This is a genomic window from Sphingopyxis sp., from assembly GCF_035944815.1.
GTDB lineage: Bacteria > Pseudomonadota > Alphaproteobacteria > Sphingomonadales > Sphingomonadaceae > Sphingopyxis.
Window position 1 is genome coordinate 33,086 of the sequence record NZ_DASZAU010000001.1, and the last position, 24,463, is coordinate 57,548.

28 protein-coding genes are annotated in these 24,463 nt (G+C 66.2%); 16 read left to right on the top strand and 12 right to left on the bottom strand.

The genetic code is table 11. The features are described from left to right. Window positions 1-123: 123 nt before the first annotated feature. The 5 genes from VGU00_RS00195 (at window position 124) to VGU00_RS00215 (ending at window position 2,122) form a co-directional block, all read left to right on the top strand. A complete protein-coding gene (locus VGU00_RS00195) occupies window positions 124-678 on the top strand; it encodes a helix-turn-helix transcriptional regulator (protein ID WP_327464285.1) in 555 nt (184 codons plus the stop codon). Between the two features lie 43 nt (window positions 679-721). After that, complete coding sequence (locus tag VGU00_RS00200; RefSeq protein ID WP_327464287.1) at window positions 722-1,087, top strand: hypothetical protein; 366 nt, start codon at window positions 722-724, stop codon at window positions 1,085-1,087. Window positions 1,088-1,130: 43 nt separating this feature from the next. After that, entirely contained in the window at window positions 1,131-1,577 is a 447-nt protein-coding gene (locus VGU00_RS00205; RefSeq protein WP_327464289.1) for a hypothetical protein, read from the top strand. Between the two features lie 10 nt (window positions 1,578-1,587). Continuing rightward, on the top strand, window positions 1,588-1,830 hold the full coding sequence (locus VGU00_RS00210; protein ID WP_327464291.1) for a hypothetical protein: 243 nt from the start codon (window positions 1,588-1,590) through the stop codon (window positions 1,828-1,830). 88 nt (window positions 1,831-1,918) lie between these two features. Continuing rightward, window positions 1,919-2,122, top strand: coding sequence for a hypothetical protein (locus VGU00_RS00215; protein ID WP_327464293.1), 204 nt, complete (start codon window positions 1,919-1,921; stop codon window positions 2,120-2,122). Window positions 2,123-2,126: 4 nt separating this feature from the next. On the opposite strand, the gene VGU00_RS00220 is transcribed toward VGU00_RS00215, so the two are convergent. Together VGU00_RS00220 and VGU00_RS00225 are read right to left on the bottom strand one after the other, a co-directional pair. Further along, entirely contained in the window at window positions 2,127-3,587 is a 1,461-nt protein-coding gene (locus VGU00_RS00220; RefSeq protein ID WP_327464295.1) for a hypothetical protein, read from the bottom strand. Between the two features lie 53 nt (window positions 3,588-3,640). Next, entirely contained in the window at window positions 3,641-3,787 is a 147-nt protein-coding gene (locus VGU00_RS00225) for a hypothetical protein (protein WP_327464297.1), read from the bottom strand. Window positions 3,788-3,961: 174 nt separating this feature from the next. Between VGU00_RS00225 and VGU00_RS00230 the strand changes: the two genes are divergently transcribed. Then, the gene (locus tag VGU00_RS00230; RefSeq protein WP_327464299.1) at window positions 3,962-4,912 is read left to right on the top strand and encodes a YncE family protein; all 951 of its coding nucleotides are present in this window, start codon (window positions 3,962-3,964) and stop codon (window positions 4,910-4,912) included. 67 nt (window positions 4,913-4,979) lie between these two features. Here the strand turns inward: VGU00_RS00230 and VGU00_RS00235 are convergent, their stop codons facing one another. Genes VGU00_RS00235 through VGU00_RS00245 form a run of 3 tightly spaced genes read right to left on the bottom strand, consistent with a single transcriptional unit; the run spans window position 4,980 to window position 9,598 of the window. Next, window positions 4,980-5,498 carry a Slp family lipoprotein gene (locus VGU00_RS00235; protein WP_327464301.1) on the bottom strand — a complete coding sequence of 173 codons (519 nt, stop codon included), beginning with the start codon at window positions 5,496-5,498 and terminating at the stop codon, window positions 4,980-4,982. 17 nt (window positions 5,499-5,515) lie between these two features. Continuing rightward, a complete protein-coding gene (locus tag VGU00_RS00240; protein WP_327464303.1) occupies window positions 5,516-8,410 on the bottom strand; it encodes a M16 family metallopeptidase in 2,895 nt (964 codons plus the stop codon). Between the two features lie 42 nt (window positions 8,411-8,452). After that, window positions 8,453-9,598 carry a diguanylate cyclase domain-containing protein gene (locus VGU00_RS00245; RefSeq protein WP_327464305.1) on the bottom strand — a complete coding sequence of 382 codons (1,146 nt, stop codon included), beginning with the start codon at window positions 9,596-9,598 and terminating at the stop codon, window positions 8,453-8,455. Between the two features lie 158 nt (window positions 9,599-9,756). On the opposite strand from VGU00_RS00245, the gene VGU00_RS00250 reads away from it, so the two are divergent. Continuing rightward, window positions 9,757-11,748 carry a lipoxygenase family protein gene (locus tag VGU00_RS00250; protein WP_327464307.1) on the top strand — a complete coding sequence of 664 codons (1,992 nt, stop codon included), beginning with the start codon at window positions 9,757-9,759 and terminating at the stop codon, window positions 11,746-11,748. 84 nt (window positions 11,749-11,832) lie between these two features. Here VGU00_RS00250 and purC read toward each other — a convergent pair whose 3' ends face one another. Then, a complete protein-coding gene (gene purC, locus VGU00_RS00255) occupies window positions 11,833-12,612 on the bottom strand; it encodes a phosphoribosylaminoimidazolesuccinocarboxamide synthase (RefSeq protein WP_062177026.1) in 780 nt (259 codons plus the stop codon). 210 nt (window positions 12,613-12,822) lie between these two features. Between purC and VGU00_RS00260 the strand changes: the two genes are divergently transcribed. Next, complete coding sequence (locus VGU00_RS00260) at window positions 12,823-13,746, top strand: crotonase/enoyl-CoA hydratase family protein (protein WP_327464311.1); 924 nt, start codon at window positions 12,823-12,825, stop codon at window positions 13,744-13,746. Between the two features lie 4 nt (window positions 13,747-13,750). Here the strand turns inward: VGU00_RS00260 and VGU00_RS00265 are convergent, their stop codons facing one another. Genes VGU00_RS00265 through VGU00_RS00275 form a run of 3 tightly spaced genes read right to left on the bottom strand, consistent with a single transcriptional unit; the run spans window position 13,751 to window position 14,733 of the window. Next, window positions 13,751-13,966: a hypothetical protein gene (locus VGU00_RS00265; RefSeq protein WP_327464313.1), complete on the bottom strand. Its 216-nt coding sequence runs from the start codon at window positions 13,964-13,966 to the stop codon at window positions 13,751-13,753. A 21-nt stretch (window positions 13,967-13,987) separates the two neighbouring features. Further along, window positions 13,988-14,410 carry an SRPBCC domain-containing protein gene (locus VGU00_RS00270; RefSeq protein WP_327464315.1) on the bottom strand — a complete coding sequence of 141 codons (423 nt, stop codon included), beginning with the start codon at window positions 14,408-14,410 and terminating at the stop codon, window positions 13,988-13,990. Next, window positions 14,407-14,733, bottom strand: a complete 327-nt coding sequence (locus VGU00_RS00275; protein WP_327464317.1) for a metalloregulator ArsR/SmtB family transcription factor — start codon at window positions 14,731-14,733, stop codon at window positions 14,407-14,409. Before VGU00_RS00275 ends, VGU00_RS00270 begins: the two co-directional genes overlap by 4 nt. Before the next feature lie 234 nt (window positions 14,734-14,967). On the opposite strand from VGU00_RS00275, the gene VGU00_RS00280 reads away from it, so the two are divergent. After that, on the top strand, window positions 14,968-15,336 hold the full coding sequence (locus VGU00_RS00280) for a RidA family protein (protein WP_327464319.1): 369 nt from the start codon (window positions 14,968-14,970) through the stop codon (window positions 15,334-15,336). Between the two features lie 7 nt (window positions 15,337-15,343). Here VGU00_RS00280 and VGU00_RS00285 read toward each other — a convergent pair whose 3' ends face one another. Beyond that, a complete protein-coding gene (locus VGU00_RS00285) occupies window positions 15,344-15,763 on the bottom strand; it encodes an Lrp/AsnC family transcriptional regulator (protein WP_327464321.1) in 420 nt (139 codons plus the stop codon). Window positions 15,764-15,877: 114 nt separating this feature from the next. Between VGU00_RS00285 and VGU00_RS00290 the strand changes: the two genes are divergently transcribed. After that, entirely contained in the window at window positions 15,878-16,780 is a 903-nt protein-coding gene (locus tag VGU00_RS00290; protein WP_327464322.1) for a hypothetical protein, read from the top strand. On the opposite strand, the gene VGU00_RS00295 is transcribed toward VGU00_RS00290, so the two are convergent. Further along, the gene (locus VGU00_RS00295; RefSeq protein WP_327464324.1) at window positions 16,765-18,396 is read right to left on the bottom strand and encodes an alkaline phosphatase D family protein; all 1,632 of its coding nucleotides are present in this window, start codon (window positions 18,394-18,396) and stop codon (window positions 16,765-16,767) included. The genes VGU00_RS00290 and VGU00_RS00295 overlap by 16 nt on opposite strands. A 54-nt stretch (window positions 18,397-18,450) precedes the next feature. After that, window positions 18,451-19,587, bottom strand: coding sequence for a DUF3667 domain-containing protein (locus VGU00_RS00300; RefSeq protein ID WP_327464327.1), 1,137 nt, complete (start codon window positions 19,585-19,587; stop codon window positions 18,451-18,453). 79 nt (window positions 19,588-19,666) lie between these two features. Here VGU00_RS00300 and VGU00_RS00305 point away from each other — a divergent pair, with 79 nt between their 5' ends. The 6 genes from VGU00_RS00305 to VGU00_RS00330 all read left to right on the top strand — a co-directional run bounded on the left by VGU00_RS00305 (window position 19,667) and on the right by VGU00_RS00330 (window position 24,412). Continuing rightward, on the top strand, window positions 19,667-20,953 hold the full coding sequence (locus VGU00_RS00305; protein ID WP_327464329.1) for a glutamate-5-semialdehyde dehydrogenase: 1,287 nt from the start codon (window positions 19,667-19,669) through the stop codon (window positions 20,951-20,953). Between the two features lie 56 nt (window positions 20,954-21,009). Then, window positions 21,010-21,585 carry a hypothetical protein gene (locus VGU00_RS00310; protein WP_327464331.1) on the top strand — a complete coding sequence of 192 codons (576 nt, stop codon included), beginning with the start codon at window positions 21,010-21,012 and terminating at the stop codon, window positions 21,583-21,585. Continuing rightward, window positions 21,582-22,235 (top strand): nicotinate-nucleotide adenylyltransferase, encoded by a 654-nt coding sequence (locus tag VGU00_RS00315; protein ID WP_327464333.1) that lies wholly within the window; start codon window positions 21,582-21,584, stop codon window positions 22,233-22,235. The genes VGU00_RS00310 and VGU00_RS00315 overlap by 4 nt, the downstream gene beginning before the upstream one ends. Continuing rightward, complete coding sequence (gene rsfS, locus VGU00_RS00320) at window positions 22,232-22,627, top strand: ribosome silencing factor (protein WP_184648866.1); 396 nt, start codon at window positions 22,232-22,234, stop codon at window positions 22,625-22,627. The genes VGU00_RS00315 and rsfS overlap by 4 nt, the downstream gene beginning before the upstream one ends. Before the next feature lie 145 nt (window positions 22,628-22,772). After that, window positions 22,773-23,201 carry a 23S rRNA (pseudouridine(1915)-N(3))-methyltransferase RlmH gene (locus VGU00_RS00325; RefSeq protein ID WP_327464568.1) on the top strand — a complete coding sequence of 143 codons (429 nt, stop codon included), beginning with the start codon at window positions 22,773-22,775 and terminating at the stop codon, window positions 23,199-23,201. Beyond that, a complete protein-coding gene (locus VGU00_RS00330) occupies window positions 23,198-24,412 on the top strand; it encodes a murein hydrolase activator EnvC family protein (protein WP_327464341.1) in 1,215 nt (404 codons plus the stop codon). The genes VGU00_RS00325 and VGU00_RS00330 overlap by 4 nt, the downstream gene beginning before the upstream one ends. Window positions 24,413-24,463 lie beyond the last annotated feature (51 nt).

Here is a 24,463-nt window from a genome sequence, read left to right on the forward strand (position 1 = left end):
TGGCCGCGCCCCCTTATACCTAGAGAGGGTCAATCCAAATTTCATTAAGGCCGACCTAACCAAAGCTTGATTGTCCCCCCCTGATCACGGCATTATGCGCCGGGGCATGGGCGGACAGATCAAATGACAGATGAGGCTTCCCCCGACGAAACGGACAGGCGAATTGCAAGACTCTCGCCCGTGGAACGCCGTTGCCTCGAACTCGTCGCCAAAGGCCTCACATCAAAAGACATCGCCCGCGAAATGGTCCTTTCGCCCAACACGGTCGACACCTATCTGAAATCCGCGACCAAGAAGCTTCGTGTCAGCAAACGCAGCCTTGCCGCGCATATGGTGATCAAAGCGCCCACGGCAGCTACCCCAAAATTGGTATCTCAAAATTGGGGTGTTCCGAACGGCACCAATCTCGCTGACAAGGAAGTGTCGGCGGGGCAAGGTGACGGACCCGCCGATCTCGTCCATCGCAGCTCTCGCAAGTCGGCATCACATGATTCCGGGCGCGACACCGCATGGCCCGAGCGAAACAATCCGATCGCCAAATTCTTCGGGGACGAAAACAGGCTTTCGACCGGCCAGCGGCTGACATGGATCGTTGGACTGTCGATCGGAGCGGCAATAGCGATGGGCATCCTCATCAATGCCCTAGCTGCCATCTCCAGGGCGCTGTCGTCGCCGTGATTGGGGGTACCCCGGGGGGGGTGCGCGCCAAAGGGGAAAGAAAATGCTGAAAGAACGTCTTGCCGCCGCGAACAGCGTTGCAGCCAAGCTTTCGGACGCGGAACGCGCCATCGACGATGCCATCGCGGCGGTCGGCGCCCTGATGACCCATCTTCCGGAGGCGCAGGTTGCGGCAAAGATTTCGCCGGTCGTCGGCGACAGCGCCTATTCCGATCTCCAGTCCGCCATCGGCGCACTTTTTCAGACGCGATCCAGCATGGTCGCCTTCCACCACAAGGTCGATCAGGTCCGCAATGCGATGGGACTTCGCCGCTTCCGGATCGTGGGCACGGGCGACGCGGCCAAGATCCTCGAACCGAAAGGATTGAACGACGATGCCGCTCCCGCCGCCGACGTGAAGGCAGCTTAAACATCGATCACCCCAGGTCGTGATTAAGATCGGAGGATCCATCATGATCTGGGGTTACATTTACATTGCGTATCTGGTCACAAGCACCGCAGTCGTCCTACGGATCGGGGGCTGGGAATCCCGGCTGGCCATCATGACATTGTTCGCAGGATCGGCGCTCACATTCTTCGCCATATGGTTTTCGGGACAGTATTTCGTGGCGGTGACACCGCTCATCATATTGTTCGAATATGGGGTTCTGGCCATATTTTTCGGCCATGCGATTGTCAGCCGTCGCTATTGGACTTTATGCCTGCCGGCGCTCCAGCTCGTCACCTGCGCAATTCATGCCGCTAAATTCGTAGCGCCGGAGATCGTGCCTCGCGTCTATTCCGCGGGACAGGGTTTTACGGCCTACCCCATGATCGCTCTCGTCGTGTGGGCTGCCTTTTGGGAGAAAAAGGCGCGATTACAACACGTATCGACCACACGAGAGCTCGAAAACGCTTAAGGATATTCTGATGAGAGACCCCGTTGGCTCCCGCACGATCGATTACATTCTGCGGGCGACCGCGCTCATGCGAAGCATACAGGCTGGCGTGCATCGCCTCCCAAAGCTGGAGCAGGCAACCGCCATGCCCCCGACGACGATCCTTCGGGTGGCGGCCCAAATGGTCGATGAAACGCTGTTGGAGGCAAAGTGGGTCGGAGGCGAGTTGGAATTCCACATGATTATGAATCGCTTCCCCGAAGCTCTCCACTGATTTCTGTTTCGCCGACAACCCGCATTTGATAAACGGCACGGCCTCGCACGCCTCAACGGCCAGACGGAGGTGATGAGGGGTTTCAAGAATGCAGCGGGAAATTCAGGATCCTGATGCCGTCCGCGCGGTACGGGACCGGCTGAAAATTGAATTGGCTGAACTCGATCGCCTAGGTGAAAACATGGCTGCGCTCGAACTGAACGCAGCCATCGAAAATCTGACCTTGCGCCTTGGCGAGCAAACCAGCGAAGCGGATATCGCAGCTCTGGCGAACCGCCACTTCAACAACTGAGCGCCTAGGCCGCTTCGATCTCGTCGAAATAGGCGTCGAGTTGGTTCAGCGATTGCTCGCTGATCGCGACAAATATCCTCCGTCCATCCAGATCGTCGCGGACGCGAATGATTTGCCCGTCGTCGGACAGGGTCTTGAGCCAGCGCAGCGCAGTGGTGGCCGGCACCGCGGCGGCGATGCAGGCGCTGGATACCGAAATCGATCGGCCTTCATAGTGCGAGGCGTATAGATCGAGCAGGATGTCCCACGCGGGATCGGCGAACAGGTCGCTTTGGAAAAACCGGTCGCGCATGCGCCGCTTCTTGATTTCGGCACGGGCCATTCGGGCCCGTTCCTTCCTTCGGCGCGCCTCTACCTCGTGCCGATCGTCATACGTCCGATCAAACGCCATTCGGGAAAACGCGACTGGCAAGGTCCCGACCGATGAGCTTTGGCCCCCGATCTGGTGCGATGCCGGCTCCAATGTGAAGCCCATCAAAGCACAGATTTTGCGCAATTCACTTTCGAGAAAGTCGATCCGCGCATCCGGATCGATTGCCGTTTTAGGCATGTCGCCAATATGATGCTGCATAAATCCCCCCGCATCTGTGACGGAGACCTTATGCCCCATTTTGGCGCAAGAATCGCCTGCATCTTGGTCCGGAGCGGCGAAAAATAGTGCCAAAATGATAGTAACAAGCCACGCACAGGGCCTGAGGCAGCAGACATGGCTCAGCAGGGTCAGCGCCAGCCCATGAAAGCTGCTGTCGCGCCGCGAGGCGCTGATATGCGCGAGGCGGCCGGTGGCAAGGTCGTAGCTACGGATCGGCAGGCGCGACGGCGGCTGGACGACCAGTTCGAGCAGCAGCACGTCGGCGCGCGCGCTGGCGAGGCTGTAGCCCTGCCGCGCCGTGTCGAGCCGCAGCGTCTCGCCCGCGCGCAGCGGGCGCGGCGCGCGGCTGTGGCAGCGCGCGGCGGCGGCGGCGGTGAAGCCGCCCGCTTCCTCGGCGGCGGTGACCGCGACATCGTGGCGCACCAGCACCGCGCCGCCGGGCGCGAGGATATGGATCGCCGCGCCGCCGGGAACGAAGACCGCGCGCGCGGGCGGCGCAACGCAGCTGCCGGCCGCACGGACGAGGAGCGTCAGGCGGATCGCGCCGCGCTCGGCGAGGACCAGCCCGCCGCCCTCGCTGCCCCCCACGAGGCGGAGCGGCGGGCGCGCGAAGGGATCGCATGCGAGGAGCGCGAGCGCCGCGTCGAGCCGGGCCGCGAGCCAGGCGCTATCGGTCAGCCAGGGCAGAAGCCGCGCGATCGCGACCTCGGCAGGGGCGCCCGCGAGCGCGTCGATCGCGGCGAGCAGGCCGTCCGGCGCCCGGTCGGCGACGCGCCATGCCGCCTCGGCGGCGGCGACCGCGGCACGGATCCGCCGCCGACGGGCGTGATCGGCGCGGGGGAAATGATCGTGGCGCGAGGCTGGCGCGGACATCGGAAGGGCGCGGAGGCGGAGGCGGCCCGAACCGCGCCCGCCTCCGCCCGCGATCAATTGTGGACGATCGTCGCGATGGTGACCGCGATCTCGAACACCGACGACCCCGACTGGACGCTTTCATCCATCAACGACCCGAACAGCCCGACGATGGTGTCGAGCAATGGCAGCGCGGCGATATCCACGGGCGGCAGCTCCATATTCCCCCTCCTGTCGTAAACGGCGGCGCGACCCGCCGCCTTTGGGAAAGCTAGCCGCACCCGCCGCGCGCGCCGAGTTAACTTATCGTAATGCCGCCCATGTCGCTGGTCGAAGCGCGATTGCCGGGGCGGCGGCGCGCGATAGAGTGGGCGCTTGCAACCGGGAGAATGATCATGCGCCGTGCCGCCCTCGCCGCCCTTGCCGCGGTGCTTTTCGCCGCTCCGGCGGCCGCCGAAACGCTGCTGGTCGGCAACAAGGGCGAGGACACGCTGAGCCTCGTCGCGCTGGGCACGGGCGTGGAACTGGCGCGGCTGCCGACGGGGAGGATGCCGCACGAGATTGCGGTGTCGCCCGACGGGAAGCAGGCCGCCGTCGTCGCTTATGGCAGCACGACGATCGACGTGTTCGACGTCGCGGCGCGCACGAAAGTGAAGACGATCGACCTCAGCCCCAACCAGCGGCCGCACGGGCTGCTCTGGCTGTCCGACGGGCGACTGGTCGCGACGACCGAGGGCAGCGAGTCGGTCGCGGTGGTGGCGCCCGATGGCAAGCTGACGTCGATTTCGACGGGGCAGAAGGGCACGCATATGGTCGTCGTCGCCCCCGACAACCGCACCGCCTATACCGCCAATATCGGGTCGGGGACGGTGAGTGTGCTCGACCTGAAAACGGCCAAGAAGCTGCGCGACCTGACCGTCGGCGGCAAGCCCGAGGGGCTGGCGCTGACCAAAAGCGGGCGCGAATTGTGGGTCGGTGACCTCGACGCGCCGCGCGTATCGGTGTGGAACACGGCGACGGGCGAGAAGATCGCCGAGCGGCCGGTCGACCCGGTCGCGATCCGCGTGCTGGCGAGCCCCGACGGCAGGCTGGTCGCGACGAGCAATATCGCGGCGGGCACGATCAGCCTGTTCGACGCCGAAACGCGCGCCCCGGTCAAGACGATCAAGGTGTCGGGCGAGCAGGCCAAGGGACAGGTCACGCTGCTGTTCAGCGCCGATTCGAAGCGGCTCTATGCCGCCGAGACGGGGCACGACAAGGTCGCCGAGATCGACGTCGCGAGCGGGCAGGTGCTGCGCCGGATCGCGGCGGGCAAGAATGGCGACGGGCTGGCGATCGCGCCTTGATGTCCGCCCCGGGGTGGGGAGCGGCCATTGCGGCGCATAAGGCCGCTTTCGGTCCGTCTTTCCCGGTCTATTCCTCGCGAAACGGTTCGACTGTCAGGAACCCCTGCCTGCACACGGGGCTGTCGTCCCCGGCAAGGCAATCGGACCAGCGGTACAGCCGCTCGATGTCGATGACCGCGCCATCGGAACCGCCGCCGCCCATGCCGATATAGCGCTTGCCGGCGACCCGCCCGATGATCGTGACATTGGTGTAGGGATGGACGAGATCCGGATCGTACACACCGTCACCGCAGGCGACGAAGCTCTGGTACGTCGGCTCGGGCGTCCAGCGCGGCTCGCCATAGTCGCCGCTGTTCGCGAAATTGATCGTCAGGCAGCGCCCGTCGATGGCGTAAACGCCGCCGGCCCAGCGCACGCGCGCGCCGACATGCCGTTCGTCCATCGCCGCGTCGGGCGTGAGCGCGGCAACCTCGGCGGCCTTCAGTTCCTCCAGCTCGCGTGCAGTCGCATCAGGACTCGCTTCCGCGGCCGCCACCGGCGTGCCGAACAGCATCGCCCCGGCCGCAACGGCGTGCAGAAGTGACATCGCCCTGACCTCGCGCGCTATTTCGCCGCCTTGTCGCTGACCGCCTTGATGACGAGCGCCTTGTCGTCGACGAGGTAGCGTTTCGCGAGCGCCTGAAGCTCGGCCGGGGTCGCTGCCTCGACTTCGCCGATGCCCTTGCGGCTGCGGTCGAGCCGGTCGGCGTGGCTCGCCGCTTCGCCGACATAGTTCAGCCAATAGACATTCTCTCGCCGCGATTTGACCATCGCCTCGAGCAGCGGCTTGCGCGCGCGGTCGAGCAGGTCGGCATCGACCGGCGCATCGCGGAGTTCCTTTGCGATGGCGAAGATCGCCGCGCGCGTCGTCGCGAGATCCTTGAAATCGACGTTGCTCGCGGCGAAGAGATGGCCGTAGCCCGGGAACTCGTCGGACAGGCTGGCGGCTGCGCCGGGGCTGTAGCTTTCGCCGAGCTTTTCGCGCAGCTCCTCGGTCAGCTTGAGCTGCATCACGCGCGCGAGCAGGTTGAGCTGCATCGCTTCGGCGAGGTCGCTGTCGTCGCGGGCGGGCCAGTAGACGCGCAGCTCCGCCTGTTCAGCGGGCCCCTTGTGGATCAGCGTACGTTCGCTGCGGTTGGCCGCGAACTGGCGGATGCGCGCGTCGGTTCGCGGGTCGAACGCCGCGCGGCGTTCGGGAAGCGCGCCGAAGGTCGCCGCGATCGCGTCGATCGCCGCCTGTTCGTCGATATCGCCGACGACGCCGATCTCGATCGCGCCGTGCGCGAAACTGTCGGCGATGGCGGGTTTCAGCTGCGCCCAGTCGAGCGCCATCACCTTATCGAGCGGCGGCGTCTGCGAGCGCGGATCGTCGTTCGCGAGGATGCCGCCGACGTCGCGGCCGAGCACCGCGGCGGGGGTCGCATCGTTCGCGGCATATTGCTGCGGCAGCACGCGGCGGATGAGCGCGAGGCCGTCGGCGCGGTAGCCGGGATGCGTCAGGAAGGCCGCCATCAGCTTCGCTTGCAGCGCGAAATCCTCGGGCGAGGTCAGCGCGCTACCCCCGAAGGCATCGGTCGAATTGCCGAAGACCGGGCTGATCGTCTTGCCCGCGAGGATCGAACGCAAATCGTCGAGGCTGTGCGCCTCGAGCCCGCCGAGCATCAGCGAACCGGCGAGCGACACCTTTGTCGGATCGTCGCGCGTCGCGAGCAGATTGCCCCCGTCGACGCGCAGCGACAGCATGACCTTGTCCTTCTGGAAATCGGTCTTCTTGATGTTCAGCATCACATTATTGGCGAAGCGGATGCGGCGAATGCCCAGATCCTCGACGCGGTCGTCGCTCGCGATCTTTCCGGGCGTGCCGAAATTGTCATAGGCGAAAGCAGCATTCGCGGCCTCGGCCGGCGCAGCGACGGCCACCTTTGCCGAGGCTTGCAAATCGGCGAGAATGGCCCCGGTGCCGCCCTCGACCGGCTTTTTCGTCGTGACGCGGACGAGCGGCGGGCTGCCCCCTTCCATACGCTTACGGAACGCCGCGGTGACGGTGGCGGCGTTCAGCGACGGCGCCGTCGCGTCGAACAGGGCCTGCGAGGTCTCGGGACGCACGAAGACGAAATCGCCCTCGGCCGCCGATACCAGCGCCTCGGCCAGCGCGTCGCTGCGCCGCGTGGTCACGCCCGCGACCGCATTTTTGAGCGCGGTGCGCCGGTTCGCGAGTTGTTCGGCAACCTCGGCCTGCGTAAAGCCATGTTCGAGCGCGCGGCGCTGTTCCTGCTCGACGAGCGCGAGCGCCTCTTTCCAAGCACCCTCCTTGGCGATCGCGCCGACGGTGAATTGTTCGAACTTCTTCCATCCGGAGGCTTCGCTGAAATAGCCGGTAAGGATCGGCGAATCCTCGTTCAGTGCTATCTTGGCAAGGCGGCGGCTGATGATCGCCTCGCCGATATCCTCGGCCAAGCCACGCGCGCGCTTCGCCTTGGTGTCGGGTTCATCGACCCACGGCTTGAAGCTGGCGATCGTCACCGAATCCTGGATCGCGGGGTCGACGAAATCGTCGGCCGCCACCGCGCGGGCATAGTCGACATTGCCGATGTCGGGGTCGGCGCCTGCGGGGCCGCGCCCCTTCCAGTCCGAAAAGCGCGCCTTGATCTTCGCCTCGATCGCGGCCGGGTCGAAGTCGCCGACCATCACCAGCGTCGCGCGTTCGGGACGGTAATAGCGGTCGTAGAGGTCGCGGATGCGCGACGCCGGCGCGGTCTTGATCACCTCTTCGGCGCCGACGGGAATACGGTTTGCGACCGTCATGCCCTGCATCTGGAAATCGAGCTGGTCGATCAGGCTGCGGAGTTGGTAGGTGTCGCGCGCGCGGCGTTCGGACAGGATGATGCCGCGTTCGCGATCGACCGCGGCGGGGTCGATCGTCAGGTTGCTGCCCGTCTCGCGCATCAGCATCAGCCCGGTGTCGATCAGATCGTCCGACGCATTGGGCAGGTCGAGCTGGTACACCGTCGCGTCGAAGCCGGTCGACGCATTGGTGTCGGCGCCGAACGCCAGCCCCTTGCGTTCGAGCAGCTTGATCATCTCGCCTTCGGGCACATTGGTCGATCCGTTGAACGCCATATGTTCGAGAAAATGCGCGAGGCCGCGCTGATCCTCGGCCTCGGCGAAGCTGCCGACGGCAAAGCGCATGCGCAGCACGACGCTGTCCTTGGGCGTGCTGTTCTTCAGCAGCGCATATTTCATCCCGTTGGGCAGCACGCCGAAAACGATGTCCGGATCGACGGGAACGTCGCTGGCGGCGAAATTCCATGCCTTCGCCGCCGCGCTCTGCGGATTGACGGCCGCGGGCGTCGCCGCTTTTGCGGGCGCCTCCTTCGCATAGGCCGGGGCGGTGCTGGCGATGAGGAGGACGAGGGGCGACAGCGCGGTCGAAGCACGCCGGACAAGGCTTTTGGTCATGCAGCAGGTTTGGCGACCGCCCTTCGGGCGGTCAAGCCATCGTCACGCGATCCGGCCGATGCTTTCGACCGACGACGTCGGGTAACGATCAACGGCTTTTGCGGCGTAGAGCGCGGTATCGGCCACTTCGAGAAGCTGGCGCGCCGTCGCGCCATGTTCGGGCCAGTTCGCGGTACCGATGCTCGCGCCGACGCTGATCGGCCGGCCGCCGATCCGGTAGGGCGCCGCGAGCGCCGCAAGGATATGGTCGGCGAGCGACGTGTCGAGCAGCGGGGATCCGGCATGGACGAGGATCGCGAATTCGTCGCCGCCCTGCCGCGCGACCACGGCATGGTCGCCGCACGCGCCGCGCAGCCGCTTGGCAATTTCACACAGCAGCAGGTCGCCGATCGCATGGCCATGCTGGTCGTTGACCGGCTTGAACCCGTCGAGATCGAGCAAGGCGATCGCGAAATGGCTGGTTTGGCGCGCGGCCGCGATTTCCTCATCGAGCCGCATGTCGAATTCGCGGCGGTTGGCGAGGCCGGTGAGCGGGTCGGTATGCGCCAGTTCGCGCATCTGCCGCTGCAGTTCGAGCAGGTCGATCACCTGCCCATGCTGCTGGACGACCATGCGCAGCAGGAACAAAGTCGCGATGACAAGGCTGGTGCCCGCGGCGATTTCGGGCGGGTTGCCCGACGTCAGCATCAGGAGCGCGACGGGCGCGAGTCCGACGCCAAGGTTCAGGAAGGTCGCGAAGCGGATCGACGACAGGCAATAAGCCGTCGCGAGCGACCCCATCGCCATGATCATCGCATAATAGCTGTGCGTCGCGGGCGGCGCAGCCAGCCAGTTGGTCACCGTCCAGATGCTGCACATCAGGCCGGTGATCCCCGAAACCCAGCTGGCCTCGACGATCATGCGGCGCGCGCGGCGCGGGCTCATCCGCCGGCCGCGATTGTTCACCAGGAACAGGAATCCGAGCACCCCGACGATAGCCAGGACGACAGGAAATCCGATCCGGATCACCGGATGGACGCTCGCCACGCCGCCATAGATGGCGGTCGGCGTCGTCGCCGCGAGCATCAGGAACAGCATCGGGGTCAGCGTTTCGATGCGATTGGCGCGCAAAATGGCGAAGTCGTCCCGAATCGCATCCGGAACCGTCGGAAAAATGCGCGTGCGCAGCCAGTGATAGACCCCCGTCATGGGGTGGAGATAGCAAGCGGGGGTAAAGCAGAAGTTAAGGATCGGAATCGCCGCATATCATCCGTCTAGGGCTTTTCCCGGACGGATTGGCTTGCGAAATATTAACCATGTTGGGCGATAGCGGCGCCCGGTTTTTTCGCGCCCGAGAGGAGCTCCGCATGTCCTATCCGATGCCGCCGCTGACGTCGCCGACACCCGCCGCACCGGCGTCGCCGATGCCGTCCGCCGATCCGACCCTGCCGCAGAACGATCCGCCCGCAGTGCAGACCGCGCGCGCGGCGCAGCTTGCCGCAACGCAGGCGGTCTATGTCTGGACCACCGATATTCCGACGTTGCCCGGCGTACCGCTCGCGACCGACGTGCCAAAGAATGACACGCCGACGATCGCCTGGTTCACGATCCTGATCGGAGTCGGGCTCGACATCGTGCGCAACGCGCTGACCGTGAAGCTCGGCGGGGTCGACAAGGGCGAACTGGACACGCCGCGCGCCGAATATGAGGCCGCGCTGGCCGAATGCGACGCGATTGAAGCCTCGACGGCGAAGATTGCGGCGGAGCATGGCGCGCATGGCGGCGGCAATATTTTCGAACGCATCGTCGGCGAGGTCGAGACCGCGGTCGCCGCGGCCGAACGCGACGTTCATGTCGCGCTGCTGAAAGGCTATAAGGACCGGCTCGAAGAACTGATGAAGATCGACGAGGCCGCGGGCCTCGGCAGCAAGACCCCGCGCAGCATCGAAGCCTATCGCGCGCTGTTCGCGACGCTGCCGGTTCCGGGCGTCAGCTATATGTTCCAGGACGACAGCGAATTCGCGCGCCTCCGTGTGCAGGGCCCCAACTGCATGCTGATCGGCGCCGTCGGCGATGCCCTGCCTGCCAATTTCCCGCTGAGCGCCGCGAAATATGCCGCCGTCGTGAACGGCGACACGCTGGCGGCCGCGCTCGCCGACGGGCGCCTGTTCATGCTCGATTATGCCCCGCTCGCGGTGATCGATCCCGGCACCTATGGCACCGAGGCAAAATATATCTGGCAACCGATGGCGCTGTTCGCGGTGCCGCCGGGCGGATCGTCGCTCGTCCCCGTCGCGATCCAGTGCGCGCAGGACCCCGCCGAGTATCCGATCTTCACCCCCTCGCCCGTCGCCGACAAGCTATGGGGATGGGAAATGGCGAAGTTCGTCGTGCAGGTCGCCGACGGCAATTATCACGAGCTGTTCACCCACCTCGCGCGCACGCATCTGGTGATCGAGGGGTTCGCGGTCGCGACGCACCGCCACCTCGCCGAAGTGCATCCGGTCTGGGCGCTGCTCGTCCCGCATTTCGAGGGCACGCTCTTCATCAACGAAGCGGCGGCAACCTCGCTGATCGCGGCGAACGGTCCAATCGACCATATTTTCGCAGGTACGATCGCATCGAGCCAGATGGCGGCGGTCGATGCGCGGCTCGCCTTCGACTTTTACGGCAAGATGCCGCGCGCCGACTTCGCCGCGCGCGGTGTCGGGGTGGACTCGGCGCTCGCAGACTATCCGTACCGCGACGATGCGCTGCTCGTCTGGGACGCGATCCACGAATGGGCGCGGCAATATGTCGACCTCTATTATGCGCAGGACGCCGATGTCGTCGCCGATACCGAACTGACGGCATGGGCCGCGTGCCTTGCCGGCGAAGCGAAGATCAAGGGTTTCGGCCCCGTCACGACGCGCGCGCAGCTTGCCGAGGTGTGCGCGATGGTGATGTTCACCGCGAGCGCACAGCACGCCGCGGTCAATTTCCCGCAAAAGGATATCATGGCCTTTGCCCCCGCCGTGACCGGCGCGGGCTGGCAGGCGGCGCCGAACGGGCAGCGCGGGCACGACAAGACGGGCTGGCTCGCGATGATGCCGCCGATGGCGCTCGCACTCGAACAACTGAACGTGCTCGAATTGCTGGGCTCGGTGCATTACCGCCCGCTCGGCGATTATCGCAGCAACGCCTTTCCCTATCCGCTGTGGTTTCAGGACCCGCGCGTGACGGGAGCCGAAGGGCCGCTGGCGTGGTTCCAGGCAGCGCTGCAGGGGGTCGAGGCGGAGATCGTCGCACGCAACGCCGAGCGGATGCAGCCCTATCCCTATCTGCAGCCGAGCCTGATCCCGACGAGCATCAATATCTGAGGCCCCGGAAATGCGAACCCCGGCGAAAGCCGGGGTCCATGACAGCTTGGCTGGGCCCCGGCTTTCGCCGGGGTGCACGAAAGCTCAGCTGCCCTTTTTCTTCCGGTGGCTCTCGAGATCGAGCACCGCATTCTCGCTGCCCTCGGGCATCAGGCCGAGCCGGCGTGCGACTTCCTGATAGGCTTCGACCTCGCCGCCAAGGTCGCGGCGGAAGCGGTCCTTGTCGAGCTTTTCGTTCGTCGTCATGTCCCACAGGCGGCAGCCGTCGGGGCTGATCTCGTCGGCGAGGATGATGCGGCTGAAGTCGCCCTCATAGAGGCGCCCGAACTCGAGCTTGAAGTCGACGAGGCGGATGCCGACCGCGGCGAACATGCCCGACATGAAGTCGTTGATGCGGATCGCCATGTCCTGGATGTCGTGGAGCTCGTCCTGGCTGCACCAGTTGAAGCAGGCGATATGTTCCTCGGCGACCAGCGGATCGCCGAGCGCGTCGTCCTTGTAGCAATATTCGATCAGCGTGCGCGGAAGCTGCGTCCCTTCCTCGATGCCGAGGCGCTTCGACAACGTGCCCGCGGCGACATTGCGCACGATCACCTCGATCGGCACGATCTCGACCTGCCGGATCAGCTGCTCGCGCATGTTGAGGCGGCGGATGAAGTGCGTCGGCACGCCGATATTGCCGAGCAGCGTGAAGACATGCTCCGAAATGCGGTTGTTGAGCACGCCCTTGCCGTTGATCGTGCCGCGCTTCTGCGCGTTGAACGCGGTCGCATCGTCCTTGAAATACTGGATGAGCGTGCCCGGTTCGGGGCCTTCGTAAAGGATCTTGGCTTTGCCTTCGTAGATCTGGCGGCGACGGGCCATGGGCGCAAACTTTCTGTCGGAACCAAATGAATGACCCCGGCAAAGCGACTCATGGGCGAGCGCGGCACCGGGGCGGTCGGGGCGCCTATAGCGACAAAGCGAGGGCGCGTCATCCCCGCCCTTTCATCGGCTAATTGACGTTTACGTCAACTAGAGCTTGCCATCCCCGGTACCGCTTGCAACCATGGCCGAAAGCCAAGGAGAGAGAATATGAGCTTCGACCAGATTCGCCTCGACAAGCATGAGGGTATCGCGCTGCTGACGCTGTACCGTCCCGACCGGATGAACGCCTTTACCGGCGAGATGATGCTGGAGATCATCGCCGCGCTCGACGAATGCGACGCCGACGACGGCGTGCGCGCGGTGATCTTCACCGGACATGGCGACAAGGCCTATTGCGCGGGTGCCGACCTCGGCGGCGGCGCCGCGACCTTCGATTATGACAAGCGCAGCGACAAGCTGGCGATGCTGCCCGAGGGCATGCCCGCAAGCCCGGTCGCCGAGGACGGCACGATCAACTGGTCGCACCCGCTGATCCGCGACGGCGGCGGGCGCGTGTCGATGCGCATCTTCGAAGCGAAAAAGCCCGTGCTCGGCGCGATCAACGGCGCCGCAGTGGGTATCGGCGCGACGATGACACTGCCGATGGATGCGCGGCTCGCGAGCGACACCGCGCGCTACGGCTTCGTCTTCGCCCGCCGCGGGATCGTGCCCGAAGCCGCGTCAAGCTGGTTCCTGCCGCGCCTTGTCGGGATCGCGAACGCGGTCGACCTATGCTATTCGGGGCGCCTGATTTCGGCGGCCGAAGCGAAGGAAAAAGGCCTCGTCCAGTCGGTCCACGCGCCCGGCGAGCTGATCGACGCCGCGATCGCCAAGGCGCGCGAGATGACCGCCGACAGCGCGCCCGTTTCGGTCGCGCTGACGCGGCACATGCTGTGGCGGATGATGGGCGCGGCCCATCCGATGAGCGCGCACCGCTGGGACAGCCGTGTCATCTTTTCGCGCGGCCGCAGCCCCGACGCCGCCGAGGGCGTCACCAGCTTCCTCGAAAAGCGCGCGCCCAATTTCACCGCGAGCGTCGCGAACGATTATCCGTCGTTCGACGAGTTCGAGGACGCGCCGCCCTATAGCTGAGCGGTCAGCCCGCCGCGCCGCCGCGCTTCCTGAAATAGGGCCGGAAGAACATGTAGAGCCCGGAGAATATCAGCAGGAAGAGCGGCGGCAGCGGCAGGTAATAGACCCACTCGACCGGCTGCTGGCCGAGGCCGAGCATCACGAAAATGGCGAGCACGATCGCCGAAAAGAGGATCGATACCCAGCGGTGAAACTGCCGGATCCACAGGCTCCAGTTCATAATCTTCTCCCTGTTTGAGTGTCAGTCGAGCGTCGCCACGACCTTCTCGAGATTTTCGAGGTGGATCTTCCAGCCGCCCTTGGCGCCGCCGAACGCCTGCTTCTGGTCGGGACGGAAGCCGACCTGTTCCATGCGCAGCAAGGTGCCCGCCGCGGTGGGTTCGAGCGTGAAGGTCACGGTGCTGTCGAGCCGGTACGCCGGATCGTCGTGCGCATAATTCCATGTGTAGGAGAGGCTGCGCCCCGGATCGACGTCGAGGATTTCGCAGTCGACATGGCCCCAGTCGCCGCTGAGCTGGAACCGGTGACCGAGGTCGAGCCCGAAGTCGTTCCTCATCAGCCATTCCTCGATCAGGTGCTGCGTCGTCAGCGCCCGCCAGATTTTTTCGGGCGGATGCGGAATCTCGCGCTCCACGGTCACGCTGCGCACGTCGCTATCGGTCATTGATCCATCCTTTTGAGCAAATCTTCGAGATCGTCGAACCGCGCTTCCCAGAAGCGGTTCATGCGCCCTGTCCAGTCGACGAGCGGCGCGAGCGCGCGTTGCTGCGCGCGGTAATGCGTCTGGCGCCCTTCATGCCGGTCGAGCACGAGCCCCGCCTGTTTGAGCAGGCCGAGATGTTTCGACACCGCCGGCTGCGAGATGCCGGCGCCTGCGGTGAGAGCACCCACCGTCTGTTCGCCGTCCATGCAAAGCCGCTCGAACAAAGCGCGCCGGCTGGGATCGGCGAGCGCCCTGAAGAGAAGGTCGGGTGATGTATCGGTCATAATTCATAACTCACTGGCTATGGATTTTCCCATAACCATATAGTTATGAGTGTCAAGCGCCGCCTTTATGGCGGGCGCGCCGCCCATCGAACGCTGGAGCTTCGCCTAGCCTGCGCGTTAGATGACGCAATGAACCCACCGGACGCCCCTCGCCTGCCCCTCGCGCGCCGCTCGGTCTGCGCAGGGGTGCTCGCGGGAATGATCGTCCCCTCCATCGCAATGACGAGGCCCCCTATGCCCAATCGCGCAATCAACCCCACCGGCGTCTCTTATGCGCAGGCGCATCTTGTCGAGGACCCGACGCGCTGGCTGTTCGTCAGCGGCCAGATTCCGGTCGACGCGGAGGACAAGGTGCCGGCGGCGTTCGACGACCAGTGCCGGCTCGTCTGGCGCAATATCGAGGCGCAGCTGACCGCAGGCGGGATGACGCTGCACGACCTGGTCAAGGTCACCGTCTTCCTGTCGGACCGCGGTTACCGCGAGGCGAATTACCGGATCCGGCACGAAATATTGGGCGGTCATTCGCCCGCGCTGACGATCATCATCGCCGATATCTACGACGACGCCTGGCTGCTCGAGATCGAGGCGATCGCCGCCGCCTGACGCCCGCTCAGCGATCCTTGTCGCGCTTCAGGATCAAGGCCGTCGTCGTATCCTCGACCCCCGCGATCAGCGCGATCCGGTCGCGCGCCGCGTTGAGCGTCGCCGCGTCGGGCGCCTCGATCTCGACGAGCAGGTCGATCTCGCCGCTCAGCGAATAGCAGCGCGCGACCTCGGCCATGCCCGTGACCGCGGCGACGATATCGGGCGATGGCGTGCGCGCGAGCCGCAGTTGCAGGATCGCTGCGATCCCGCCCTCGTCGACGATGCGCGCATGATAGCCCCCGATCGTGCCCGCGGCCTCGAGCTTCGACAGCCGTTCGCGCACCGAACTGCGCGCGAGACCGACGGTCGCCGCGATCGTCTTCAGCGGCAGGCGGGCATTGCCGCGCAGCATCGCCACGATTTGCCGGTCGATCGCGTCCATCATACTCTCCCCGCCGCCACTTTGGCGCCGCCGCCGCCGATCGGACGCTGGCCAATCGCCCGCGACCACGTAAAAATCCGCGCCGCTTCTGCTAGCGTCTTGCCGGAGAGAAAGTCCATGCTGTTCGCCAAACGCGCACCGACGCTCGTCTGTGCTGCCGCACTTGCCGCCTGCGGCGCCGCGGCGGAAACGCCGCCGCCCGGCCCTGCGACACTCTGGACCCCCGCCGCCATCTCGGGCCCCGGCTATGAATCCTCGCCGTCCTTCAACTCCGACGGGCGAACGATGGTCTACCTCGCCGCCGACAAGGATTTCCGGACCTATCGCCTGATGCAGTCGCGCTGCGAAAAGGGCGCGTGGAGCCAGCCTGCGCCGCCGTCCTTCGCCAGGCCCTTGCCGGTGATCGAGGCCGACCCCTTCGTCACCCCCGACGGCAAGCGCCTTTATTATATCTCGTCGCGCCACGCGCCCGATAAAGAGGATTTCGACATCTGGTATGTCGAGCGCACGGCGACAGGTGGCTGGGGCGAACCGCAACGCCTGCCCGAACCCGTCAATTCGCCCGCCGCCGAACTCCTCCCCCGCACCGATGCCGACGGCCGCCTCTATTTCGGATCGAGCCGCGCCGGCAGCGCGGGCGGCGGCGACATCTATGTCGCGACCGAAGTCCGGCCCGGCGAATGGAAGGTCGAAAACCTCGGCCCGCCGGTAAGCGGGAGCGGTTATGAATATGAGGCCGAGATTTCGCGCGACGGCCGGACCCTGATCACCGTGTCCGACCGCGGCGACCGGTCGCACCTCTACCGCTATCGCCGCGACGGCGACCGCTGGATCGAGGTCGGGCGCGTCCCGGCCGACCCCGACCAGTTCCAGGTCGGCCCGCTGCTCTCGCCGAAGGGCGACCGGCTGCTCTTCGCGCAGCGGCACGGCGACCGTTCGGGCGAACTGTTCCTGATCGACCTCGTCCCCGAACCCGACCGGTCGTGGCCGCCCGACTGCGGCGGTCAGGCGGGCTCGTAGGCGCGCCGCCCGCGCTGCGCAGACATGCTGTGGGTCGACTTGAGCGCGGGGCTGTGCGTACGGATCGTCGCGACGCTGTGCCAGTTCGCAGTCACGCGGTCGCGCGTCAGCTGCACCGTCACATAGCCGCGATCCTCGGTGTTCGCCCATTTGAGCTCGGGCGACGAGCGCCGCAGCGCCGACACGCGCGCCGCGTCCGAAATATCCTTGGTATAGCTTTCATAGCCGGGAGAGGTGACGCTCTGCCCCGCGATCTCGATCCCCGCCGGGCGATTGTCTTCGGCAAGGTCGAAGGCCCAGGCATTGTGCGTATCACCGGTCAGCGTGACGAGGTCGGCGTCGGCGCGCTGCGCCGCGGAAAGCAGGCGCGAACGCGCGGCGGGATAGCCGTCCCACGCATCGAGATTGAACGGCAGCCCCGCCTTCGCCGCGAGCTGCCCCGTCTCGACGCGGCGGCGGACATAGTCGGGTTGGTCGCCGCCGAACCAGTCTTTCGTCTCGGGCGGGGTGAACAGGCTGCCCATCACCACCTGCTGCGCGCAGACCTGCCAGCGCGTGCCCGCCTTCGTCGATCGGGCGAAACCGTCGAACAGCCATTTTTCCTGCGTACCGCCCATCATCTGGCGCGCGGGGTCGCGGTAGGCGCCTTCGGCGAACTGCTTGAGCTTTGCGGCCGGGTCGCCGCCGCCCGCGACGATCTCGTCGATCTCGAACTGGCGGTCGCGTGCGGTGACGCGCGTTTCGGGAAGGAAGATCGTCGCAAGGTCGCCGACCTGGTAATCGCGCCAGCGCGTGTCGGCGACGGGCATCCATTCGCGGTAGGCGCGCTCGGCCGCGGCCGCGCGCACGGCCCATTCGCCCTCGCCTTCGTTATGATTCTCGGCGCCGCCCTTCCACACATCGTTGGCGAACTCATGATCGTCCCATTGCGCGATCATCGGGAACAGCGCGTGGAGACGCTGGAGGTCCGGATCGGCGCGATAGGAGGCGTAACGCAGCCGATAGTCGGCAAGGCTCACCATCTCGTGCGTCGGCTGGATATCGCGGCCGGCGACCGCTTTCTTGAGCGACGGATAATCGCCGACGGGATATTCGTAGAGATAGTCGCCGACATGCGCGACGAGGTCGATATCGTTCCGCGCCGCAGCATGGGCATAGGCGTTGAACCAGCCGAAGGGCAGGTTCGAACAGGAAAAGAGCGCGATGGTGAAGGCGCTCGTCGGTCCGGCGGGCAGCGTGCGCGTGCGTCCGGTGACCGACTTCGTCCCGTCGGGCGCGACGAAACGATAATAATACCAGCGATCGGGTTCGAGCCCGTCGACGACGATCTTGGCGGTATGATCGCGATCGCCCTTCGCGGTGACGCTCCCCCCGGCAGCGATTCGGGAAAAATCGGCGTTTTCGGACAGCTCGGCGGTCAGCGCGCTGTCGTTCGCGGCGGCGTAGCGCGTCCACAGCAGCACCGAATTGGCACCGGGCTCGCCGCTCGCGACGCCATGGGTAAAGCCCTGCGCCATCGCAGCGGCGGCCGCGCCGGGCAGCGACAGCGCCGCGAGCCCCGCGGTGCCGAGCTTGATGAGCAAACGGCGATCGATTTCGTTCCACAGCTGGTGCATCGCATATCCTTCCGCGTCGCCGGGTCTGTGGCCGGTCTTTGTTACAGCTTCGCGCTAGCCGCTGATCCCGACCGCGAGCAGCAGCAGCATGAACCAGATCACCGCGAACAGGCTGAAAAAGAGGAGCAGGGTCGCGCGCACGAGCGCCCCGAACCGCGAAGAGCGATAGGCGCCGCGCAGCTGGCGGTACATGTGGAACGGGACATAGAGCATCGCGAAGAAGGTCGCGAGGTCGCCGAAAATCGTCAGGTTGAGCAGCCGCACCACGATGAACAGCAGCAGCATGAACGAGATCGAATAGGTGACGAAGACGAAATGATCATAGGTGTGAAAGCGCCGGCTGAACGGAAAGAGCAGCCACATGAAAGGCAACGACAGCGGGATCAGCGCCCAGGCGAATTTATAGGCGTTCGCCTGCAATTTATAGAGAACGAGCTGCGGGTTCGCGAACGCCTTTTTCAGCCCATGATCGATGAAGGGCACACCCGTATCGATCTTGTTCCGCGAGATGAAATCGGCGCTCGTCGTCACTTGGCTGACCGGATCGTCGAGCACCGGCGGTCCCGCCGCACGATCGGCGGCGCGCTCGCTCTTGCTGCGGCTGCGCGCGACGCCGAGATAGTCGGCGCTCTTCTGCAGCACATCGCGCTCGGTTTCGAGTTCGCGCCGGTCGGTCGCGGACAGGCCGGTCTTCGCCAGTTCGCCGTCGATCCGGTCGACCTCGGCCTGCATGCTGTCCTTGATCGCCGTCGTGCGCGTCTGTTCGGCCGCCGCCTTGTTCAGCCCCTCGCCGAAACCGCCGCCGCTGCCGACCATCGCGAGCACCGCATAGGTCAGGAAAACCGCGAACAGGAACAGGGCAAGCGGCGAGATGAAGCGCGCACGCTCGCCATGGATATAGCGGCGCGTCAGGTCGCCCGGCCGCCATGTCAGCAGCGGCAGCGTGTTCCAGATCTTGCCTTCGAAATGGAAGATCGCATGGACGAGATCGTGACCGATCGCGCCGAAGCTGCGATGCACGTCGGCGCGCTGGCCGCAATGATGGCAGTGCGACCCGGCAAGGCTGGTGCCGCAATTGAGGCAGCGCAGCGGCGCATCGCCGTGCGCCGGACCGCCGCGCCGCGATTCGACCGCACGCGCGGCAAGCCCCGCCGTGACGGCGCCGCCGATAGCCTCGATATCCCCTGTCATGGCGCCCTGCCTAAAGCCGCGCGCAGCGCCGCGCAACGGGGCTTTCGAGATGGACGGAAAACATGGTAGTGGCCGCGCCATGAACGCCGAAGTCCTGTCCGTCCCGCCGATGCCCGGCGATGCCGCCGCCCTGATCGCCGACATGGGCGCGCGCGCGCGCGCCGCGGCCAAGGCGCTGGCGCTCACCCCGACGGCGGACAAGGCGGCGGCGCTGGTCGCGGCAGCAGCGGCGATCCGCGCGCGCGCCGCCGACATCCTCGCCGCCAATGCCGAGGACATGGCCGCCGGGCAAAAGAATGGCCTGTCGGGCGCGATGCTCGACCGGCTGCGGCTCGACGAAAGCCGCCTTGGCGCGATTGCCGACGCGATCGCCGACGTCGCGGCGCTGCCCGATCCGTCGGGCGCCGAAATCGACCGCGTGACGCGCCCCAATGGCTTGGTGCTGAGCCGCGTGCGCGTGCCCTTGGGCGTCGTCGGCATCATCTATGAAAGCCGCCCCAATGTGACCGCCGACGCCGCGGCGCTCGGCCTCATGTCGGGCAACGCCGTGATCCTGCGCGGCGGCAGCGAGGCGGTGCATTCGAACCGCGCCATTCACGCGGCCTTCGCCGCGGGGCTGGTCGAGGCGGGCCTGCCCGCCGACGCGGTGCAACTCGTCCCCACGCAGGACCGCGCCGCGGTCGGCGCGATGCTGCGCGCGCAGGGGCTGATCGACATCATCGTGCCCAGAGGCGGCAAGGGCCTTGTCGCGCGCGTGCAGGACGAGGCGCGCGTGCCCGTTCTCGCGCATCTCGACGGGATCAACCATCTCTATATCGACGGCGCCGCCGATCCCGCCAAAGCCGTCGAGCTCGCGGTCAATGCCAAGATGCGCCGCACCGGCGTCTGCGGCGCGACCGAGACGATCCTGATCGACCGCGCCTATACGGCGCCGCTCGCGATCGTCGATGCGCTGGTCAAGGCGGGCTGCGAGGTGCGCGGCGACAAGGGCGTCGCGGCGCTGAGCCCGCATGTCGACCCCGCATCGGCAACCGACTGGGACACCGAATATCTCGACGCGATCGTCTCGGTCGCACTGGTCGACGGCGTCGACGGCGCGCTCGCGCATATCGACGCGCATTCGAGCAAACATACCGACGCGATCGTGACCGAAGATGTGGAGGTCGCCGACCGCTTCCTGACCGGCGTCGACAGCGCGATCGTCATGCACAACGCCTCGACGCAATTCGCCGACGGCGGCGAATTCGGTCTCGGCGCCGAAATCGGCATCGCGACGGGGCGGCTGCATGCGCGGGGCCCGGTCGCGCTCGAAGGACTCACCACCTATAAATGGCTGGTCCGCGGGACGGGACAAGTCCGGCCTTGAGAAACGGGGAGCGCCGCAGCAGGGCGAAGTGGCTTCGCTGGGCGGCGCTTATTCTGTTGATCGCCGCGACGCCCTTTGGCTGGCTCGTGGCGCGCGATACGCTTATGGTCTTGCGCGCGCGCGATGACGCGGAAACGAACCTCGTGCGCGGCAATCTCGTCGACCGTTTCAATCAAACCATCGAAGATTCGGAAATCGCCGTAAAGTCGCGCCGACCATTACAATTGTTCATGGTCGTCGACCCAAGCTGCTTCGAGTTGGAAGCCGGCAGGCTTCGCCCCAGCGACACGCCCGCTGCACAGTCGGCCTTCGAAGGTGGAGAACCTCCATCGCTTTACGCAATCCTGTCCTCTCACCGCTTTCTCGCCGACCGGATGGTCGATCAGGTGGTCGAAGGTAAGGCGGTTTCCGACAGTTTTTCGACATCCGAGCTGATATTGTTCAATGCATGCATCGCGGCCACGCCATTCGCATCGGCTTGTGAAACCCGCGTCGCAGAACGACGGGACGCGGCATATGACAAGGCTTTCGCTGAAACGACGCGAATATTGGGCGTGAAGGCGCAAAGAGCCGGTGCGCCGGGGCAATATTGTTACACGATGCCTGACATCATCGATCGGCCCGCCCAATGATCCCCACCGGTCTCCTCGGCGGCAGCTTCAATCCCGCGCATGGCGGGCATCGCGCGATCAGCCTCAATGCGATCGACGCGCTGGGACTCGATGAGTTGTGGTGGCTGGTGTCGCCCGGCAATCCGCTGAAGCCCAAGGCGGGCATGGCCTCGCTCCCCGCGCGGCTCGGATCGGCGCAGCGCATGGCGCGCCGCTCGCCGATCCGTGCGACCGCGATCGAGACCGAGCTGGGCACGCGCTACACGATCGACACACTCAAAAAGCTCGTCCGGCGCTACCCCAACCGGCGCTTCATCTGGATCATGGGCGCCGACAATCTGGTCCAATTGCCCCAATGGCGCGACTGGCGGGGAATTGCGCGATTGATGCCGATTGCGGTTGTCGCGCGTCCGGGCTATAATGGCCGGGCCCATGCCGCGCAGGCGATGGGTTGGCTTCGGCGCTACGTCCGGCCCGCGGACCAGAAACTTCACTGGACGGACTGGAGACCGCCTGCCCTCGTGTTCCTGCGTTTTTCGCCCGACGTGCGATCCGCAACTGCAATACGGCAGGCCAACCCCCGCTGGTTCGAACGCTATGCTGGCCGCGCGATGCGCGACCCGCTGACGCATTCGCGGCTGGCCATGGACGAAAGGAATGAAACCGCTTGATAGCCGCCAGTAAGGATGCCGCGCCCGGCGCCGCAGCCAATGACAGTGTGGACGCGCTCCACGCGCTGATCCTCCACCAGCTGGACGAGGACCAGGCCCAGGAAACCATCTCCATCCCGCTTGCCGGCAAGAGCAGCATCGCCGATCATATGGTGATCGCGAGCGGCCGGTCGACGCGCCATGTCTCGGCGATCGCCGACAAGCTGGCGCAGCGGATCAAGCAGGAAGCCGGCCGGCTGGTCCGCGTCGAGGGCCTGCCCAACGCCGACTGGGTGCTGATCGATGCGGGCGACGTCATCGTCCACCTGTTCCGTCCCGAGGTGCGCAGCTTCTACAACCTCGAGCGCATGTGGTCGTTCGGCGACGCACCGCCGGTTGCCGCAGCGAATTGACGTTTTTGTTCTGTTCGGCCTAGAGCCCGAACAGAAGCGGCACCAGCCCGCTCCCCCTCCCGGCCTCCCATAGGCTACTATCGTCAGGGAGGCCGGGAGGGGGAGCGGGCTGGTGCCGCTTTCACCGAAGGTGAATGAAAACGTCATGTTGCTGCACATCATCGCGCGCGGGCGCATCGGGCGCGGGCCCGAGGCCGAGCTGGTCGAGCGCTATATGAAGCGCGTGACCTGGGCGCAGAAGATTTCGGAACTGCCCGATACCGGCGGACGCATGCCCGCCGCGTCCGACAATAGCCGCACCATCCTGCTCGACGAGGGCGGCGACCAGATGTCGTCGCTCGAATTTGCCAAATTGCTCGAAAAATGGCGCGACGGCGGGGTGCGCGAGGCGCGCTTCTGCCTTGGCGCCGCCGACGGCTTCACCGCGCAAGAGCGCGAGGGTGCCGACAAGGTCATCGCTTTCGGACGCGCGACCTGGCCGCACCTGATGGCGCGCGCGATGCTCGCCGAACAATTGTGGCGCGCGACCAGCATCGTCGCGGGCCATCCCTATCACCGCGAGGGTCGCCAGTGAGGCGCCTCGCCGCCACGCTCGGCCTGATCGCCGCGGTTGCGGGCGGTGCGTTCGCGCTCGCACAGAGCGACATCTTCGATCCGCAGGCGATCGCCGCGCGCGAACGCGACCAGTTGATCGACGCCAAGCAGCAATCGGTGGCGGCGATGGCGCGCAGCGCCTTGCTCGAAAAACAGGCGGTCACCGCGGTCAGCGAGGCCGACCGGCTGAAGAAACGCAGCGCCGCGCTCGCCGCGCGCATCCAGTCGGCCGAAGCCGATATCAGCGCCGGCGAGGCGCGCGTCGCGCTCGTCACGCGCCGCCTGTCGGCGCAGCGCGCGCGGCTGGCCGAACAGCAGCAACCCTTGCTCGAACTCGCCGCCTCGCTCCAGCAACTGAGCCGCCAGCCGCCGGTCAGCGTGCTCGCGCAGCCCGGGTCGCTGACCGACATGGTCCATGCCCGAGCGGTAATCGACGCCGCGATGCCGGTAATCGAACGCCGCACTATCGGCGTCCGGCGCGAACTCGCCGCGCTCGACACGACGCGGCGGCAACAGGCAATCGCGCTGAAGGCGCTGTCGTCGAGCAGGGCCCAGCTCGCGCAGCGCCGCGACGCGCTGACGCGGCTCGAAAACGAAGGCCGGCTGCGCTCGCGCGAGCTGATGAGCAGCGCGCAGCTCGAAGCCGACCGCGCCTTGGGACTCGGCGAAAAGGCGCGCGATATCGTCGAACTGATGGACAGCCTCGAAGCCGACAGCGCGGTGCGCGCCGAACTGGCGCAGCTCGCCGGCCCGCTGCCGCGCCCGCGCAACCCAGCCGGCGCCGTCGCCGGCGCCGCGCCGCCCGCCCCGGCCGAAGCCGAGCTGACGCAAGGCGCCTACCGGCTGCCCGTCGTCGGCCGCATCGTCGCCGGGCTGGGCGAGGTCAATGAAAGCGGCGTGCGCTCGCGCGGCGTGACGATCGCGGCGCGCCCCGGCGGACAGGTTGTCGCCCCCGCCCCCGGCCGCGTCAGTTTCGCCGGCGATTATCGCGGCTATGGCAAGATCGTCATCGTCGACCATGGCGGCGGCTGGGTTTCGCTGCTGACCGGGATGATCGCGCTGTCGGTCGGGGTCGGCGACACGCTCGACGCCGGGACGCCGATCGGCCGCGCGGGGTCCGACGACAGCCGCATCACGGTCGAGCTGCGCCGCGCCGGGCGCCCGGTCGACATCGTCGCGATGATCGGCTGACCCGGCGCTGTTAATCGCCCGTTCCGCCGCTGTTCCGTATCGGGATCACCC